Origin of the sequence: Enterococcus sp. DIV1420a (assembly GCF_051712165.1) — a bacterium.
Lineage (GTDB): Bacteria > Bacillota > Bacilli > Lactobacillales > Enterococcaceae > Enterococcus > Enterococcus faecalis.
In genome coordinates this window covers 991930-1008770 of the sequence record NZ_JBIOOI010000002.1, presented here as the reverse complement: position 1 = coordinate 1008770, position 16841 = coordinate 991930, and the positions used below count along the sequence as shown (strand labels likewise).

20 protein-coding genes are annotated in these 16841 nt (G+C 35.6%); 8 read left to right on the top strand and 12 right to left on the bottom strand.

What is annotated here, in order from left to right:
- Positions 1-11: 11 nt before the first annotated feature.
- Positions 12-458 (bottom strand): PTS sugar transporter subunit IIA, encoded by a 447-nt coding sequence (locus IGI80_RS16200; RefSeq protein ID WP_438724176.1) that lies wholly within the window; start codon positions 456-458, stop codon positions 12-14.
- 580 nt (positions 459-1038) lie between these two features.
- On the opposite strand from IGI80_RS16200, the gene IGI80_RS16195 reads away from it, so the two are divergent.
- Complete coding sequence (locus IGI80_RS16195) at positions 1039-1326, top strand: hypothetical protein (RefSeq protein WP_002362004.1); 288 nt, start codon at positions 1039-1041, stop codon at positions 1324-1326.
- 245 nt (positions 1327-1571) lie between these two features.
- Here the strand turns inward: IGI80_RS16195 and lacB are convergent, their stop codons facing one another.
- Together lacB and lacA are read right to left on the bottom strand one after the other, a co-directional pair.
- Complete coding sequence (lacB, locus tag IGI80_RS16190; RefSeq protein WP_002374591.1) at positions 1572-2087, bottom strand: galactose-6-phosphate isomerase subunit LacB; 516 nt, start codon at positions 2085-2087, stop codon at positions 1572-1574.
- 25 nt (positions 2088-2112) lie between these two features.
- The gene (gene lacA, locus IGI80_RS16185) at positions 2113-2541 is read right to left on the bottom strand and encodes a galactose-6-phosphate isomerase subunit LacA (RefSeq protein WP_002357188.1); all 429 of its coding nucleotides are present in this window, start codon (positions 2539-2541) and stop codon (positions 2113-2115) included.
- A gap of 222 nt (positions 2542-2763) precedes the next feature.
- Between lacA and IGI80_RS16180 the strand changes: the two genes are divergently transcribed.
- The 3 genes from IGI80_RS16180 (at position 2764) to IGI80_RS16170 (ending at position 5060) form a co-directional block, all read left to right on the top strand.
- A complete protein-coding gene (locus IGI80_RS16180) occupies positions 2764-3258 on the top strand; it encodes a PTS sugar transporter subunit IIA (RefSeq protein WP_002357187.1) in 495 nt (164 codons plus the stop codon).
- Between the two features lies 1 nt (position 3259).
- Positions 3260-3562, top strand: a complete 303-nt coding sequence (locus IGI80_RS16175) for a PTS fructose transporter subunit IIB (protein WP_002357185.1) — start codon at positions 3260-3262, stop codon at positions 3560-3562.
- A 94-nt stretch (positions 3563-3656) separates the two neighbouring features.
- Positions 3657-5060, top strand: a complete 1404-nt coding sequence (locus tag IGI80_RS16170) for a PTS galactitol transporter subunit IIC (protein WP_438724175.1) — start codon at positions 3657-3659, stop codon at positions 5058-5060.
- 40 nt (positions 5061-5100) lie between these two features.
- On the opposite strand, the gene IGI80_RS16165 is transcribed toward IGI80_RS16170, so the two are convergent.
- The 3 genes from IGI80_RS16165 to yqeK all read right to left on the bottom strand — a co-directional run bounded on the left by IGI80_RS16165 (position 5101) and on the right by yqeK (position 7850).
- Complete coding sequence (locus IGI80_RS16165) at positions 5101-5853, bottom strand: DeoR/GlpR family DNA-binding transcription regulator (RefSeq protein WP_002362011.1); 753 nt, start codon at positions 5851-5853, stop codon at positions 5101-5103.
- Positions 5854-6188: 335 nt separating this feature from the next.
- Entirely contained in the window at positions 6189-7181 is a 993-nt protein-coding gene (locus IGI80_RS16160; protein WP_438724174.1) for a DUF4767 domain-containing protein, read from the bottom strand.
- A 90-nt stretch (positions 7182-7271) separates the two neighbouring features.
- Complete coding sequence (gene yqeK, locus IGI80_RS16155; protein ID WP_031324486.1) at positions 7272-7850, bottom strand: bis(5'-nucleosyl)-tetraphosphatase (symmetrical) YqeK; 579 nt, start codon at positions 7848-7850, stop codon at positions 7272-7274.
- Between the two features lie 223 nt (positions 7851-8073).
- Here yqeK and IGI80_RS16150 point away from each other — a divergent pair, with 223 nt between their 5' ends.
- Positions 8074-8979, top strand: a complete 906-nt coding sequence (locus IGI80_RS16150) for a polysaccharide deacetylase family protein (protein WP_002378417.1) — start codon at positions 8074-8076, stop codon at positions 8977-8979.
- Positions 8980-9100: 121 nt separating this feature from the next.
- Here IGI80_RS16150 and rplS read toward each other — a convergent pair whose 3' ends face one another.
- From rplS to IGI80_RS16130, 4 genes are all read right to left on the bottom strand, one after another.
- The gene (rplS, locus tag IGI80_RS16145) at positions 9101-9448 is read right to left on the bottom strand and encodes a 50S ribosomal protein L19 (RefSeq protein WP_002357176.1); all 348 of its coding nucleotides are present in this window, start codon (positions 9446-9448) and stop codon (positions 9101-9103) included.
- A gap of 143 nt (positions 9449-9591) precedes the next feature.
- Complete coding sequence (trmD, locus tag IGI80_RS16140; RefSeq protein ID WP_002381776.1) at positions 9592-10332, bottom strand: tRNA (guanosine(37)-N1)-methyltransferase TrmD; 741 nt, start codon at positions 10330-10332, stop codon at positions 9592-9594.
- A complete protein-coding gene (gene rimM / locus IGI80_RS16135; RefSeq protein ID WP_002362017.1) occupies positions 10322-10846 on the bottom strand; it encodes a ribosome maturation factor RimM in 525 nt (174 codons plus the stop codon). Before rimM ends, trmD begins: the two co-directional genes overlap by 11 nt.
- A 107-nt stretch (positions 10847-10953) precedes the next feature.
- A complete protein-coding gene (locus IGI80_RS16130; RefSeq protein ID WP_002360069.1) occupies positions 10954-12315 on the bottom strand; it encodes an Nramp family divalent metal transporter in 1362 nt (453 codons plus the stop codon).
- Positions 12316-12511: 196 nt separating this feature from the next.
- Here IGI80_RS16130 and IGI80_RS16125 point away from each other — a divergent pair, with 196 nt between their 5' ends.
- The 3 genes from IGI80_RS16125 (at position 12512) to IGI80_RS16115 (ending at position 15619) form a co-directional block, all read left to right on the top strand.
- Positions 12512-12886 carry a VOC family protein gene (locus IGI80_RS16125; RefSeq protein ID WP_438724173.1) on the top strand — a complete coding sequence of 125 codons (375 nt, stop codon included), beginning with the start codon at positions 12512-12514 and terminating at the stop codon, positions 12884-12886.
- A 230-nt stretch (positions 12887-13116) separates the two neighbouring features.
- A complete protein-coding gene (locus tag IGI80_RS16120) occupies positions 13117-13716 on the top strand; it encodes a TVP38/TMEM64 family protein (protein ID WP_002357169.1) in 600 nt (199 codons plus the stop codon).
- A gap of 100 nt (positions 13717-13816) precedes the next feature.
- The gene (locus tag IGI80_RS16115; RefSeq protein ID WP_438724172.1) at positions 13817-15619 is read left to right on the top strand and encodes a glycerophosphoryl diester phosphodiesterase membrane domain-containing protein; all 1803 of its coding nucleotides are present in this window, start codon (positions 13817-13819) and stop codon (positions 15617-15619) included.
- Positions 15620-15664: 45 nt separating this feature from the next.
- Here the strand turns inward: IGI80_RS16115 and IGI80_RS16110 are convergent, their stop codons facing one another.
- Positions 15665-16351, bottom strand: a complete 687-nt coding sequence (locus IGI80_RS16110) for a Bax inhibitor-1/YccA family protein (protein ID WP_002357165.1) — start codon at positions 16349-16351, stop codon at positions 15665-15667.
- Entirely contained in the window at positions 16344-16829 is a 486-nt protein-coding gene (locus tag IGI80_RS16105) for a MaoC/PaaZ C-terminal domain-containing protein (protein WP_002357164.1), read from the bottom strand. The genes IGI80_RS16110 and IGI80_RS16105 overlap by 8 nt, the downstream gene beginning before the upstream one ends.
- Positions 16830-16841: the final 12 nt, after the last annotated feature.

Genomic DNA, 16841 nt, shown 5'->3' with positions numbered 1-16841 from the left:
CATCTTCTCCTTTAGATATCCTCTTCAGTTATATCGTTTTCAGTTACATCGTCTTCATTTACAGTTAACTCTCTAATGCCATGACAAGCATCTGCTACTATCATTTTTTTCAAATCAGATAATTCACTAGTTTCTTTCAATAGAAGCGCATTTAAAGCCATTGGAAAATTCACTCCTCCAACAATCAGAGAATTTTCTAGCATTTTTTGCTTATCTAATACTTTACAAATAGTAGCAAGTGGACTCCCGCCTACAATATCAGCCAAAACGATTAGCCTCGTTTCCTGCGGTAATTTTTCAACTTCACAAAGAAACCGCTTACCAAAATTATCGGTAGATTCACCAGGTTGTAAGCCAAACACTCTGACTGTCTCTATATCATCGCCAGCAAACATTCCTAATGAATTTTTTAATCCTCTAGCAAAATCGCCATGACTGACCAGAACTAAATAAGTCATTTCCTCTCTCCTTTCTTAACATTTCCACTTCAAAATTTTTTAAATCACCTCTTTTTAAGAGTCCATAATACAACTTTTATAAAATGAAAATATTTGCTTCGTTCGCCTCACACTCCTTTGATAGCATGAATGTTTAACAACAGTACCTTTCTAAAATTAAAGTCATTCACTAAAAAAGTTCTAATGAATTTGGCTGTTGTAGCTTGATTACAAGGAACAATGACTTTCTTTATCCATAAAAACATTTAGTTGATTACGCTTAAAAAAATAAATAATATAGCAATTCCCAAAAAAGTTGCTTTTGAATAGTCCCTTTTCTAAATTTATTGATTCATTTTTTCAACTATTAGGTTAGCAAAGTCCCAACACACATTCCACCCACAATAGGTGTACATAGTTGTACATTATTCGGAGTTAATCAACTCATTTAAGCTATGGTAAAATAACTATATATCACTCCAATTTTCTAATTATATAGGTCATTCCAGGTCATGCTCTTTTGGATACAACAAAATGAACTTATATCGAATCTATGGTTTTATGCTCTTAATAAATTAAAAAGTAAAGTAGGGATATTTGTATGTCAGCAAAAGAAAAAACGATGAAATATGGATTGGTAGGCTTCTTTTTGGGGATATTGTTATTAGCTCATCTAAATTTATTAGCTGAAAATCTTAGTTATCTTCTCTTAGGATTATTACTTTTACTTGTTGCATATCTAATCTTGGTAAAAAAATTTTATTTTTTCTCAAACTTGATTCCTAAAAATACTACTGATATAAATTTAGGTAAAAAATATGGTACGGCTTCTGGCATCGGCAGTTTAGTTATCGGGATTATTTTAATAATTCTGGGACTATTTTTATAGAAAAATAATTACTAAAATAAAACAAGCAGCGAAACCATAAAAAGTACACGAGTTCTTTTCTCGTGTACTTTTTATGGTTACCTGTATAGCCTTCAATTTGTTCCTTTGTTACTTCTTTTTCTTAATAATGCTCTTTACAGTGCCACATTAAAACAGCAATAAAAATTAATGAAGGGGAATTTAACTCAAATACCAATGATTATTATTTAAGACCGCTTTCTCAAATAACCCTCATTGATTACGTACTAATCGTGATAGACTCCTCGTTGCCATTTATCTAAAAATTCATCGAAAAAGTGCGCATCTTGTTGTTCTGGATGTTGTTTTTCAACTTGATTAATTTTTTCAATTAGTTGTTCGTTGTCTTCTGTTGGATGATAGTGTGCTTCAATAAAGGCAGCAGCGATATCACAGATCAAGAATTCTCCTGTTATTTTCCCACCGAAACCAATAACATTTGCGTTCAATTCCTCTTTCGCATACAACGCTGTAGTCATATCGCGAACTAAAGCAGAACGGATACCCGGCACTTTGTTAACCGCATTGTTAATTCCAACGCCTGTTCCGCAAATACATATACCCAAATCAGCCTGATTGCTCATTACGGCTTCTCCCACTTTTTTTCCGAAAATAGGATAGTGAGTTCGAGTAAAATCATACGTGCCTACATCTAAAATTTCATATCCCTTTGCTTTCAAAAAATCAGAAACTGCTATTTTGGTATCCGTCACAATATGATCACAACCAATGGCAATTTTCATAAAAACACTTCCTTTCTATTATTTGTTAAGCCATTTTATTTAACATATCTACACGTATTTGATGACGCCCGCCTGCATAATGACCTGTTAAGAATTCTTTTATTATGTTTTTGGCTAGTTCCGTTCCAACAATTTTTGCGCCCACCGTGATCATCCGAGCATTGTTGTGTTCTCGCGCCATATATGCAGAACGCTCATCTGACAACTCAGCGACAATCATTCCTTTAATTTTAGCAGCAGTCATAAAACTACCTGCCCCATAACCATCAAAAACGATTCCTAAACTTTCAGTATCCTTTAAAACTTCATGAGCAACAGCAAGCGTTGCTTCTATAAAGTCTTCCGAAGCACTTTCACTTTTATCGATTACCTCAACTTTTTCTTGCAATAAGTATTGTTTCATTTCTGCTTTTAATTTTATTCCATCTAAATCTGAACCAAGTATGACACGCATTTTGTTTTCCTCCTTACCTCGTGTATCTACTATTAAAATTCTGTCCCTTTCTTTAAACTCAAATCCCCTTCTCGAAAACATAATAAAACAATATCGAACTTTATTCAACATTTATTTTCTTTTTTGTTTATTATTGTTTAATATTGTGTTGACATCTTTTTGAAAGCGTTTTATATTATACTTGTAAATAAATAATAATATATTAAAGAAACGAGGGGTTCTATGGTTATTAAAACATCGATTTTTTCATTAGATACTACCTATATTTCAAACAAAAAAACACAAGAAGAAGTTTTTGAAGAAGTTTATTTAGACTTGTTAAAAAAGAAATTAGTTACACCTGATTTTCTAACTAATTTATTGGAACGAGAACACAACTATCCGACTGGTTTAAGTTTAACACCGATTGATCCTGCACTACCGAATATCGCCATTCCGCATACCGAAAGTACCTTTGTACGCACGACAAGAATTATCCCGATTAAATTGAAACAATCCTTATCATTTCATAACATGATTATCCCAGATGAAACGCTCTCTGTTTCCTTTCTTTTCATGATTTTAAATGAAAACGGTATTGAACAAACGGGTCTTTTAGCGACTATCATGGATTTTATTAACACGACAGACCGTTCATCACTATTGGCTTTTTTTCAATGTGAAGATAAAGAAGAAGTTTATCGTTTTTTACAAAAAAATTTTAAAGGAGAGATTTAACATGATTAAAATTTTAGCTGCATGTGGGGCTGGGGTAAACTCTAGCCATCAAATCAAATCTGCATTAGAAACAGAATTATCTAAAAGAGGCTACCAAGTTTCTTGCGATGCCGTAATGATTAAAGATATCAATCAAGAGATGCTATCCCACTATGATATTTTCGCCCAAATCGCCAAAACAGATTTGGGTTTCCCAATCACGATTCCTGTAGTTGATGCAGGCGCAATTCTTTATCGAATTCCAGCAATGGCTGAACCTGTTTATCAACAAATGGAAAGTATCATTCACTCTTTAAACAAATGATTTCCTTTTCAGACTAATTACTTACGCTTCACTGTCAACACTAACAAAACTAAGATAAAAATTTTGTTATCTTAGCTTATGAAGGAGAAAATAAATGAATACGATTATTGACCTAGCAAATACAATTTTTAAACCTTTAATTGATTTAGGTGCTGCTCCTTTAATGACTATTGTTTTAACACTGATTGCCCTTTGTTTTAAGGTAAAACTCACTCGCGCATTAGAAGGTGGTCTTAAACTAGGAATTGCTTTAACTGGTATCAGTGCTATTATAGGAATTTTAACTACTGCTTTCTCAGATGCAATGGCCTCTTTCGTAGAACGTACAGGAATTTCTTTAAATATTACCGATGTTGGTTGGGCACCTTTGGCCACCATCACTTGGGGATCTCCTTACACCCTTTACTTTCTTTTAATTATGGTGATTGTCAATGTCATTATGTTAATTCTAAATAAAACAAACACATTAGATGTGGATATTTTCGACATTTGGCATCTATCGATTGTTGGTTTATTTGCTATTTTTTGTGGCGCAAACTTAATAATTGCAACAATCTTAGTTATTTTCATAGGTGTTTTAAAAATTATCAATTCTGACTTAATGAAACCAACGTTTAACGATTTACTTAACGCCCCAGATACCAATCCTATGACTACCACACATATGAACTATATGATGAACCCAATCATTATGGTTTTTGATAAAATTTTTGATAAGCTTTTTCCTTGGTTAGACAAATACGATTTTGACGCTGCCAAATTGAATAGTAAAATTGGCTTTTGGGGATCAAAATTTGCCATCGGGATTTACTTAGGGATTTTTGTGGGTCTTTTAGCTGGCCAAACACCCACGCAAATTTTTTCTCTATCCTTTACGGCTGCAGTCTGTTTGGAACTATTCTCTTTAATTGGAACTTGGTTTATCGCTGCAGTTGAGCCTTTATCACAAGGTATCACTGATTTTGCTTCGAATAAATTAAAAGGGCGTACACTTAATATTGGTTTAGATTGGCCTTTCTTAGCTGGTCGTGCTGAAATCTGGGCAGCAGCTAACGTATTGGCTCCAATTATGCTATTAGAAGCCATTGTCCTACCTGGCAATAAACTTTTACCACTTGGCGGAATTATTGCAATGGGTGTAACCCCTGCTCTACTAGTAGTTACAAGAGGTAAACTCATCCGAATGATTATCATTGGAGCAATCGAATTACCTTTGTTCTTATGGTCTGGTACCCTAATTGCACCGTTCGTTACCGAAACCGCAAAAAAAGTTGGCGCTTTCCCAGCGGGTCTAAATAATAATACTTTAATTTCACATACTACCATGGAAGGGCCAATGGAAAAATTCTTAGGATACTTAGTCGGCAATGCATCACAAGGTCAACTCGAATTTATTTTATACGCATGTCTGGCGCTAGTCGCCTATCTACTGATTTTCATTTGGTATGCAAAACAAATGAAGAAGCGAAATATTATTTATGCTCAAAAAGCTCAATAAGGGAAACTAAAAAGAAGAGGTGCATCTGCACCTCTTCTTTTTAGTAAATCACCCTGACAACTTTTTCCAATACTTTAGATGTGTCAAATTTATCTTTATTTGTAACTACCGCTGTCACTTCTTCTAATTGATAAAAAGAATAAAAATCCTGTTTCTCTACTTTAGAAGTATCCATTAACAAATATTTTTCTATTGAGTTATCTAATGCAATTGCTTGTGTTTGTCCTTCTTCAATAGTGGCTGTCATAATTTTATTATCTTTTAACGCATTGCAACTAAAAAATGCTTTATGGAAATGCATTTCTTCTAATGCTTTATTAGCGATTTCACCAAAAAAAGATTTAGTTAAAAGTCGCATTTCTCCACCAACCAAATAAATGGTCAACGCATTCTTTTTTTTACTTAACGTTTCAAACACAGGCAAACAGTTTGTTACTACTCTTAAATGTTTAAATTCCATTGCCTCGGCCAAAAGTTCAATAGTTGTTCCTGGTCCTAGGAAGATAGTTTCTTCTTCGTGAATTAAACTTAATGCTTTTTGGACAATTTCTTTTTTTTCAACACTATTAATAATTTGTTTATCATCATGAGACAGTTCATGTGGACGATATGTATTTAAACTGCTAGCTCCTCCATGTACTCGTTTTAAACGCCCCGCTGCTTCTAATTCTGTCAAATCTCTACGAACAGTCATATCCGAAACATTTAATCGTTCCATAATTTCAGTAACTTTGATTGCCCCTTTTTGATCTACTAGAGAGACTATCGCATTTAATCTTTCTTCTTTTAGCATTTTCATCGCTCCATTGTTAGTATATCTTTTATTCTACGATAAAATACTTACTATGAATACTAAAACATTTCTCCATTTATTTTAACATGAACGACGATTTGTAAAAAATTGACGATTTAGCCTATCTTTATATAAACAGATATCACTTCAACGATTGATTCAGATCTATTTGAGCCTAGTCAAATAGAGATCTAGCATAAAAACTTCCCAGAAAAACATCCCCTACTCTGAGCACCTCTATCCAAAAAAATAGCACATAGGCAAAGGCAGGCTGCTTATAAAAAGGTAAGCAACCCGCCTTTGCCTATGTTTAAGTAAACGATGTATTTCCCCTATTACTGATTCAAAGTCCTTAAAACTTTATAATCACTGTTTTGCACGAGTAAAACGCTACTAGGGTTATCGGGATAAGCGGCATTACCATCAAATGATACAACAACAGTATTCGTACCAACTTTCGTGAATTGTGTGTATGAGCCTCCAGCACCGCCTACGTTGGCAAAATGCAATGTCAAAGTGTCGCCTTTTGTTTCTACCTCGCGCCAATTTGCCCGCTGATAGTTATGCCAGTCAATTTGAGTTGAAATTTCGTTTGTCGTGTTTTTATACATTCCTTCGTAAAAATCAATCGCTTCCTCTTTTGAAGACCACGGATTGACTGAAATATTTGGGATTTGTTCTTTAGTAATTGACGGGGCACCTACAATTTTTTCAAAGCCAGCCCTCAACTCTGCATTATCTGTTGCTCCAAAATATAGATAGCCATAAGGATTTCCTTGATTTTGCATCGTCACTAAAACTAAGGGCTGATTGTTAACGATGGTGAATAAATACAAATGCTTTTGCATTTCTGGTTGCGTTTCTGCATCAGAGTAAACAGCAACTAACGCATATCCATCCTTCACTTGTCCATTTTCAGACCATTCTAAATAAATAGGATGCTGACCAATCGCTGGCTGCATAGTAACATTTCCTACTAGACCATCAGGCGCTTGAACACCATTAAAATTGATTGAATTTCCTGGTGTATATTCTTTATACGTTTGGTTCATCCGTTGCCCCCAATCAGCCATAAATTGTTGTAGCTGTGCTTTTTTTTGCACAGACCACAACTGATTTTCAGTTTTAGTAGAAGCAGAAGAATTACTTCGAGTTGTACTAGATTTTGACTCCGTGCTCATTTGACTCGCTTGGCTACTGTTAACGGTAGCAGGTGCTTTCATTTCTGATGTTGCTGTCGGCTTGCTTGCAGTGCTGTCACCATTTTTGTTGGAAGAACATCCTGATAAAATACTCAATAAAAGACCTATCAAGATTATTTTTTTCATTGGGAATCCCTTCTTTCTGACAAGAATACTGTACTACTTTTCCCCTTTTCTCACCAGCAAAACTCGACTAAAAACGGCTATATTTATTTGTTATTTAATTGTCAATTTAAGTTGATTGTAAGCATCCCATAACCAAGGATGCACAACTTTAATATCGTGTTTCAAAATATAATCGATATAGAAATATGCGGCATTTTCTAAAGAACAATTTAAAGCTTGTAATAAACCATCTAAGTATGGTGGCTTCCCTTCTTGATCCCACTTTATTTTATCAGCGACAAACAAAACTAAATCTATGTCCGAATAGTTTTTCTTCAGTGTTGTATGGCATTCAATAGCTGATAAAATTTCATTGTCTTCAATACCAAAATCCATTTTCGCAATAGACTTAGAAATTTTTTGATGAATTATCATTGGAAAGGCCATTTCTGCTTCGTTTAATTCAATCCCATATTTTTGTGCGACACTAATTCTCTGATTATTTGGATAAATCGCAGAGATATCGTGTAAATATCCTGCAATACTTACTTTTTCTGGACTAGTTAAATATTTTTCACCAAGTTGATAGGCATACTCTCCAACTTCCATACAATGATAATACGTCTTCTCACAGTTTTTACTCACTAAATATTGTTTAATTTCATTTTTCAACACCTGTTGATGATCCATTTCCACAGCCCTTTCTCATTCCGATTACTCTTCTAGATAAATAAAGTATACTCCTTTCATCCTCTAGCAACCTTTTATTTTTTATTAAATAAACAACTAACTAAATTGAAAAAATTGAAACTTTTTGGTCCTCAAATTCGTCTATAACTAATAGGACGTTCAATTTTGTATAACGTGGAGGTGTATTTTTTAACTTTTTCATTAACCAAAGAGGAGTGAAAGTATGCGACATAAGAAAAGAAAATTCAAAATAAACGGGTATGTATTATTTAGTGCGTTAATCCTCATTGTTCTTGTTTTCATTCAAACGTTCCTATTAACTCAACCCAAGATAACAAGTAAAAATGATGATACTACGCAGACATCGACTAAAAATTCAACTGCAAAAAAAGATTCCCCGACCAAGTTAGAAAAGGAATCAACACACATGACTATTTCATCAAAAAAATATGCTTACTCAGCAGACAAAATCAGAAAATATATAACTGGAGAAGAACCTTACAAAGGTGAAAAATTAGTATTCTTAACCTTTGATGATGGCGTTAATAATCAAATAACCCCACAAGTCCTAGATGCATTAAAAAAGTATAACGTCCACGCAACTTTTTTTCTTGTAGGAAATACCCTAACTTCCGAAAATCAAAAGATAGTGAAACGCGAAGTTGCAGAAGGACATTCAATAGGCTTTCATAGTTCAACTCATGATTATGCAACGTTATATCCAAACGGGATTGTCAACACTGAAGAAATACAAGCGGAAATAGCAACCATGGAGAACTCTCTTAAAAAAATATTGGGCGAAACATTTCAAACAACTCTCTGGCGATACCCAGGAGGTCATATGTCATGGGGAGGTACAGAAAAATCTGATGAATTATTCAAACAACTTGGCATCCATTGGATTGACTGGAATGCGATGGTTGGAGATGCGGAGCCGTTAGACAGACAGCCTACTACAGTCGCAGAAATGCTCGCTTTCCATCAACATTCACTTGAGGTCTATCCAGATTATAATATTAGAGTAGTCTTAATGCATGATTCAGTAGATAAGGAATTAACAAAACAAGCATTGCCACAATTAATAGAGTTTTATCAAGCAAATGGTTATCAATTTGGTGTCTTATATTAGAGCAACTAGGAACACTAAAGGAAGCATTTCTGGTCTTAGTCAATGTTGATTTTCCACTTAATTACACAAAAAAACACCCTCTTGCTGAGCAAGAGGGTGTTCGTTTGTCGAATAGTAAAGATTAACGACGGATTTCTTTGATACGAGCTGCTTTTCCGTGTAATGCGCGTAAGTAGTAAAGTTTTGCACGACGTACTTTACCGTAGCGAACCACTTCAATTTGAGCAACACGTGGTGTGTGTAATGGGAATGTACGTTCCACACCAACACCATTTGAAACTTTACGTACTGTGTAAGTTTCGCTGATTCCAGCACCACGGCGTTTAATTACAACACCTTCGAATAACTGGATACGTTCACGAGTACCTTCGACTACTTTCGCATGAACGCGAACAGTGTCACCAGGGCGGAACGCAGGAATATCCGTACGTAATTGTTCTTGTGTTAATTCTTGAATTAATGGATTCATTTTATCCTTCTCCTTATTCCCAAATATTCTTATGGTCACTTCTGCCACAGCGGAATATTGTAATAGTTAGAGCGCATTGCACTCACCAAATTAGTTTACCACAGACAAAATAAGCTGTAAAGAGAATTTTCTTGAAAGTTCCCTTATTTTTGCTCTTCTTGTTTAATTTCCTCTAATAACTTCAACATTTCAGGCGTCATTTCTACTGATTCCAACATGTCAGGTCGACGCAAAAAGGTCCGTCGTAATGATTCTTTTAGTTGCCATTCTGCAATTAATTTATGGTTACCATTCGTTAGCACGGCAGGGACTTCCATATCATTGAAAATAGCAGGTCTGGTATATTGTGGATGCTCTAATAGGCCAGTGGAATGTGAATCCGTTTGTGCAGAAAGATTGTTACCTAAGACATCAGGTAATAAACGGACTGTCGCATCAATCATGACCATTGCGCCTAATTCGCCCCCTGTTAAAACGTAATCCCCCAATGAAACTTCATCTGTAACCATCGTGCGAATTCGCTCATCATAGCCTTCATAATGTCCACAAATAAAAACTAAATGTTCTTCTTGTGAAAATTCCTCGGCCATTTTCTGATTAAACGGTTTTCCTGCTGGATCTAATAAGATGACCCGTTTTGGTTGCTGGTTTGTCTCTTCTTCAATTGCCTTTAGGTTATCATAGATCGGTTGTACTTTTAAAAGCATCCCCGCGCCACCGCCATACGGATAATCATCGACCGTTTGGTGTTTGTTATCTGAAAAATCGCGAAAATTAGAGACATTCAATTCTAATAACTGCTTTTCCCGAGCTTTCCCAATAATTGATTCCCCCATTGGTCCTTCAAACATTCTAGGAAAAAGAGTTAATACATCAATTCTCATCGTCAATCAATCCTTCTGGAATGTCCACATCAATCCGTTGATTTTCGACATCGACTTTTGTAACAACGCCTTCAATATACGGTAAAAGTAAATCTTTTTTCTTTGGTCGTTGGACGACCCACACATCATTCGCACCAGGAGATAAAATTTCTTTAATTTTTCCCAGTTCACTACCGGTTTCATCATAAACAGTGGCACCAATGATTTGGTGATAATAAAATTCGTCCTCTGCCAATTCAGCGAGATTGTCTTTTTCAACTTTTAAAATACCGTCACGATATTTTTCAACATCGTTGATATTTGGATGTCCTTCAAAGCTTAAAATGTCAAAATTCTTATGCTTGCGGTGGGACTTCACGACCAATTCAATTGGTGCTTTTTTCTCTTGAAATAGCAGTAACGTTGCCCCTTTTTGATAACGTTCTTCTGGAAAATCCGTTTTCGAAATGACCCGAACTTCCCCTTTGATTCCTTGTGTGTTCACAATTTTTCCTACATTTAAATAATCTGTCACGTGAAAGCCTCTCTTCCTTGTATTTCATCTTTCCTATTCTACCATTTCTTACGCGCAAATTCTATGAAAAAACAAAGGCCAACTTTTCCAGTCAGCCTTTGTTTTTATTAATTCGTTAAACCAGTTAATGTGCCATAAATTAAAAATAAATTCAATAACGTCAAGGCAATAGCAATAATCCAAGCTAAAAATTTCACCCACGCTGGATTCGCAAATTGGCCCATTAATTTTTTATCACTTGTATACATCGTTAAAGGAATAATCGACACTGGCAAAGCAATACTTAGGAAAACTTGCGTATAAAGCAACAAGTCTTCAACAGCCGTTTCGCTACCGCCATAAATAATGACACAGATAATGACTGGCACAATTGCTAACAAACGAGTTAACACTCGTCGTGCCCACAACGGCATTTTTAAATGGATAAAGCCTTCCATTACAATTTGTCCTGACAGCGTACCTGTAATCGTTGAATTTTGACCCGAAGCCAGTAAAGCAATTGCAAAAAGAATACTTAACACTGGGCTAGCAATATTACCAACAATATCTGGATTTTTCAGAGCATCAAATAAATCAACAAATTTACCTAATTCACTGTTGGTTCCATAAAATAATGCTCCTCCTAAAATTAACAACAAACAATTTACGACAAAAGCGACAGTTAATTGAATATTTGAATCCCAAGTAGTGAAACGAATTGCTTTGGCTTTCTCAGCATCATCGTTACGATCAAATTTCCGAGCTTGCGCAATGGAAGAATGCAAATATAAGTTATGAGGCATGACTGTCGCTCCAACGATTCCCAAGGCTAAAAATAACATGGATTTATCTGTCGCTATTTTTGTGTCTGGAATAAAACCTCGTAATACTTCACCAACATTTGGATCTGCTAATGCCACTTCATAAGCAAAAACAAAAAAGATAACTGCAATTAAACAAGAAACAATTGCTTCGATTTTGCGAAAGCCTAACTTTGTCAGTAGCAACAGTAATAAAACATCAAACGTTGTTATCAACACACCAATTAATAATGGAAAACCAAATAATAATTGCAAAGCAACGGCACCACCAATTACCTCAGCGATATCTGTTGCCATTATGGCTAACTCCGTCACCACCCACAAGGCAACGCCCGTTCGTTTACTTGTATGCTCTCTAGTCGCTTGGGCTAAATCCATTCCTGTCACGATTCCTAAGCGCGCAGCCATACTTTGTAGTAACATGGCAACTAAACTAGAAAGTAAAATCACACTAAGTAACGTGTACTTATATTCCGCTCCGCCAGCAATTGACGTAATCCAATTTCCTGGATCCATATAACCAACAGCCACTAAAGCGCCAGGTCCGCTATAGGCTAACAAAGTTCGCCAAAAGCTAGCATTTTTAGGTACCTCAACGGTATTATTTATCTCTTCTAAACTAGGTCCATTTGCATAATTAAGCATTTTTTCCGTTTTCTTTTCTTTCATCCAACATCCCTCAATCTATCTTGTTCACACATTTCACTTTTAGGTACACCTAAAACTAGTTAACATAATTATAGTCTTCTTATTCTTCGTTGTAAACTGTTACATTTTAATTTTTTAAGCACTTTCGCTATAAATCGTTTGGTTTTTACCAAAAAATCCCTTACACTTATTTTATCATAGATCGGAGGTTATGAGGATGAAGTTAGATATGGTCGGTATTATCGTCAACGATATGACACAAGCACTCTCTTTTTACCAAACGCTAGGTTTTAACGTGCTGGGAGAAGCTTCGCCCGATTACACAGAATTACAAAACAATGGCGTCAGGATTTCTTTAAATTCACTACAAATGATTACTGGTGTCTATGGGTTTGCGCCTAGCCCACAAGGCGATAAAATTGAACTTGCTTTTCTTTGTGAAACGGCCGCAGAAGTTGATAGCACCGTAAAAAAAATGAGCCAAGCTGGTTACATTGTTTTTAAAGAACCTTGGAATGCACCTTGGGGCCAACGATACGCAATCATTAAAGACGTGGATGCAAATTTAATTTCACTCTTTGCCCCTCTATAATATTACTAAAAAATGCGCCACTTTCGTTTCTTTTACTCTCTTTCGAAAGATCAGTGCAGAATGGGTCTTAAGTAGGATGTCTTTTCTGTCTCTTTTTTTGTATAATAAACTTATCAAATGATGTGTATCTTACAACTTTGTTCGTTTGCAGAAAGAACAAACGATGTTTTTTATTGATAAAAAGTTATATACTAAAAGTACGATGAGTATAACTAAAGGAGATGAGAAATGTGAGTGTTACCCTATCTAGAAAAATTGTTAATATTATTTCCATTTTGGGCATTGTTGCAACCATAATTGCAACCATCTATTTTATCCGATTAGGTGTCTTCAAGGACATCAATGCACTAAGAGGACTAGTAGGGCAATCTGTCATTCTCGGTCCGATTATTTTCATGTTAATTCAGATTATTCAAGTGGTTATTCCGATTATTCCTGGTGGTGTTAGCTGTGCTGCAGGGGTCTTGATTTTCGGGCCAACAATGGGCTTCGTCTATAATTACGTTGGTATTGCACTTGGCTCTATTATCATTTTCTTATTAGGTCGTAATTATGGGAAACCATTCATTATGAGCCTTGTCAGTGATAAAACATATAACAAGTATATCGGTTGGTTAGACAATGAAAAACGTTTTGAACGATTGTTTGCTTTAGCAATTTTCTTCCCGATTGCACCAGATGATGCGCTTTGTTTAATGGCCGGTTTAACAAAAATGTCTGTGAAAAAATTTACTCTGATTATTTTATTAGCAAAACCTGCTTCTATCTATTTATATAGTCTTGCGTTAATTTATGGCGGTACATTTTTAACTAGCTTACTGGGAATGTAAAATAAATAAAAAAGCGAACGGACTAAATCAAAACTCTGCCTGTGTCAGTTTGATTTAGTCCTTTTATTATGGAATTTTGGTAGAAACTGGGGGACTTTTGATGTTTAGTTATTTTAAAAATAGTATTGTGAATACGCTAGATTTTCTTAAAGGGACAACGGCGTATTTTCGCGATGTGCTCTTGATGCACGGATTTATGTTATTCGTTCTATTGCCTTTATTGACAAGTTTGTCTAAATTGGTACTCAAAGAAGGTGGGATTGATTATATTTCCTACGATAACTTAGGGTCAATTGCTACGCAACATCCCTATGTCCTTTTGACTTTTCTACTAATTGGGCTGTTAATTTTACTAGCGCTCTTTTTTGAATTTACCTTTTTATTGCTTAGTGTCTATTTTATTAAGAAAAAGCAACCAATTACTCTAACGCAATTATTGCACGGCACCTTGCTTCAGATCAAAAAAGTTCGAGGAATTACCTTTCTGTTTTTCCTGGCATATTTCTTTTTGATTTTACCATTAAGTGGGTTAACCTTCCGCTCTTATTTATTAACAAGAGTTAAGATTCCAGCCTTTATCTTAGATTTTATTTTTGCAAATCGCGTCATTATTATTATTGGTTTCGTATTGTTAGAACTGATTATCTTATATTTAGCGATTAGACTTGCTTTTGCCCTTCCAGAGTTGATTTTACGTGATGTTGGTTTTCGTGAGTCTTTAAAACGTAGTTGGCAAATTACAAAGCGGCGCTTTTTCCAGATTTTAGGGCAATTTATTATCATTGGTGGAACTGTTTTAGGGATTTTTACGGCTGGCTATTTCTTGATATTTTTAGGTCAAACCGCAGTCGAAACGTTTAAACCTGAGTGGTCTTTACCTAGCGCTGTCATCGCTATGACACTCCTTCAGGTTATGATGCTCTTAAACTTGGTGTTGTCTAGTGTTGCTATTTTTTACATTATTGTTGATGATATGGAGGATGAAGGGATTTTGCCTGACACGCCAGAATGGTTCACCCCGAAATCAGAGGTTCGGGTAGAATGGACCACCTTCAGAGTCGTTCTTTTTTGTTTGATTGCAATCATCTTCGGAATTGGTGTAGGCACCTATAATACGAATTACCTAAGTCATACACCTGACCGAAAACCGGTTACCATCTCCCATCGTGGTGTTAATGGTAACAATGGCGTTCAAAACACCTTGGACTCTTTAATCGAGACCAATAAGGCAAAACCTGATTATGTTGAAATGGATATTCAAGAAACCAAAGACCATCAATTTATTGTCATGCACGATTTTAATTTACGGGCGTTAACAGGCGTTAATAAACGACCGAATCAATTAACACTTAAAGAATTAACGAATATGAATGTCACAGAAAATGGTCAAACTGCTAAAATGGTTTCTTTCGATGATTATTTAGCCAAAGCCAATCAATTAAAACAACGTTTATTAATTGAAATCAAAACCACGCCTCAAGATAGCCCTGATTTAGTACAGCGCTTTGTCAAACAATACCGTGAAAATATTTTAGAAAACGGCCATATCCTTCATACCTTAACCTATGATACGGCGATGGCCTTAAAGAAAGAAGAACCACGCTTTTATGTAGGCTACGTTATTCCTTTCAACATTGTGGGACCGCCTAAAATGCCAGTTGACTTTTTTACTATGGAATACAGTACAATGAATCGTAACTTTGTAAATGCCGCTCATCATGATGGGAAAAAGGTTTATGCTTGGACAGCAAATGATGAAGATGTTATGACACGAATGATTTTTTATGGCGTCGATGGCATCATTACCGATCAGCTCAGTCTACTGAACGAAACAATGAAAACCGATTTAGAAAACCCAACATACTCCGATAAACTGTTGAATTTCGCTATTGGAATGGGTTAAAAAAAGAGCCAATCTGCTGAGCAGATTGGCTCTTTTACGTTCATGTTAGTTGTTTTTACCAAAAATTCTTAAGAAAGCTAAGAATAAGTTGATGAAGTCAAGGTATAATTGTAATGCGAAGAAAACGGCCATCCCAGTACCTGCTTGATCACCTGTTTGCGCATAGACTTGGCGTATACGTTGGTTATCATAAGCAGTAATCCCTGAGAAAATTAGGACCATTAAAATGGAAATAAAGAATTCTACAGCATTACTGTGTAAAAGGAACATATTTAGCAACATCGCAATGATGATTCCAATTAAGGCACTATAAGCGGCATGACCAACTGCTGATAGGTCTTTCTTCGTAAAGACACCTACTAATGACATCGCGCCAAAGGTAGCTGCTGCACTTAAAAATGCGCCGGCCACTGTTCCACCAGTATACATTAATAACGTCACGGATAAAGTGACACCATTTAATAATGCATACGCAACAAATCCTGCAATCGCAATGGTTGGATTCTTCTGTGCTTTTGCGCCTAGATATAAAACTAAGCCAATTTCAACAAGCCAAATCATCCAAAAAGCTAAGCTTGATTGGAATAAAGTAGCTAGAACGGGTAAAAAAACAGTTGTCATTGCATAAGCCATAATTGCGCTAATACCAATTCCTAACGCTAAAAATCCGTAAATTTTGGCATAAAATTTATTCAAACCTGTGCCAGTTTGGATATACTCTTGATTATTCATAAGTTAAAGTCCCTTCTTTCTCTGTTAGTTCATCAATCGTCACTTGGGGTGGTTGAACCATCACCACTGCATCTAACACGCGATTTTCTTGCTCATTAACAGCCTCAACTGAAATGGTAATCACATCTTTCATTTTGTCGACTTTGATTACTTCTAATTGGAAAGTCAATGTTTCGTAATGAAAAACGGGTTCCACAAAGTTCACAGAGAAATTCACAACATGTGAACCTGGTCCTGGTAAATGTTTTGAAATCGCACTAGTGATAATTCCCATCAGCATAATTGATGGTACGATTGGTTTTTCATATTCTGTTTTTTGGGCATAATCATGTTGGATATATAAAGGATTCGCATCATTGGTCAAGCCCAAGTAAAGTAATAAGTCCTTGTCTTCAATTGACTCTGTCAAGGACAACGAATCTCCCTCTTCGATATCTTCGATGGTTTTGCCTAATTTTCTCGGTTTTCCGATATTCAAATTAGTACACCT

What these genes read in the sequence shown, in the direction of transcription:
- IGI80_RS16110 (WP_002357165.1), bottom strand. Translation starts at nt 16,351, where the DNA reads ATGAATAATCAAGAGTATATCCAAACTGGCACAGGTTTGAATAAATTT.
- trmD (WP_002381776.1), bottom strand. Translation starts at nt 10,332, where the DNA reads ATGAGAATTGATGTATTAACTCTTTTTCCTAGAATGTTTGAAGGACCA.
- IGI80_RS16165 (WP_002362011.1), bottom strand. Translation starts at nt 5,853, where the DNA reads ATGCTAAAAGAAGAAAGATTAAATGCGATAGTCTCTCTAGTAGATCAA.
- IGI80_RS16115 (WP_438724172.1), top strand. Translation starts at nt 13,817, where the DNA reads ATGTTTAGTTATTTTAAAAATAGTATTGTGAATACGCTAGATTTTCTT.
- IGI80_RS16175 (WP_002357185.1), top strand. Translation starts at nt 3,260, where the DNA reads ATGATTAAAATTTTAGCTGCATGTGGGGCTGGGGTAAACTCTAGCCAT.
- IGI80_RS16150 (WP_002378417.1), top strand. Translation starts at nt 8,074, where the DNA reads ATGCGACATAAGAAAAGAAAATTCAAAATAAACGGGTATGTATTATTT.
- IGI80_RS16180 (WP_002357187.1), top strand. Translation starts at nt 2,764, where the DNA reads ATGGTTATTAAAACATCGATTTTTTCATTAGATACTACCTATATTTCA.
- yqeK (WP_031324486.1), bottom strand. Translation starts at nt 7,850, where the DNA reads ATGGATCATCAACAGGTGTTGAAAAATGAAATTAAACAATATTTAGTG.
- IGI80_RS16125 (WP_438724173.1), top strand. Translation starts at nt 12,512, where the DNA reads ATGAAGTTAGATATGGTCGGTATTATCGTCAACGATATGACACAAGCA.
- IGI80_RS16170 (WP_438724175.1), top strand. Translation starts at nt 3,657, where the DNA reads ATGAATACGATTATTGACCTAGCAAATACAATTTTTAAACCTTTAATT.
- IGI80_RS16160 (WP_438724174.1), bottom strand. Translation starts at nt 7,181, where the DNA reads ATGAAAAAAATAATCTTGATAGGTCTTTTATTGAGTATTTTATCAGGA.
- rplS (WP_002357176.1), bottom strand. Translation starts at nt 9,448, where the DNA reads ATGAATCCATTAATTCAAGAATTAACACAAGAACAATTACGTACGGAT.
- IGI80_RS16195 (WP_002362004.1), top strand. Translation starts at nt 1,039, where the DNA reads ATGTCAGCAAAAGAAAAAACGATGAAATATGGATTGGTAGGCTTCTTT.
- lacA (WP_002357188.1), bottom strand. Translation starts at nt 2,541, where the DNA reads ATGCGTGTCATACTTGGTTCAGATTTAGATGGAATAAAATTAAAAGCA.
- IGI80_RS16200 (WP_438724176.1), bottom strand. Translation starts at nt 458, where the DNA reads ATGACTTATTTAGTTCTGGTCAGTCATGGCGATTTTGCTAGAGGATTA.
- lacB (WP_002374591.1), bottom strand. Translation starts at nt 2,087, where the DNA reads ATGAAAATTGCCATTGGTTGTGATCATATTGTGACGGATACCAAAATA.
- IGI80_RS16130 (WP_002360069.1), bottom strand. Translation starts at nt 12,315, where the DNA reads ATGAAAGAAAAGAAAACGGAAAAAATGCTTAATTATGCAAATGGACCT.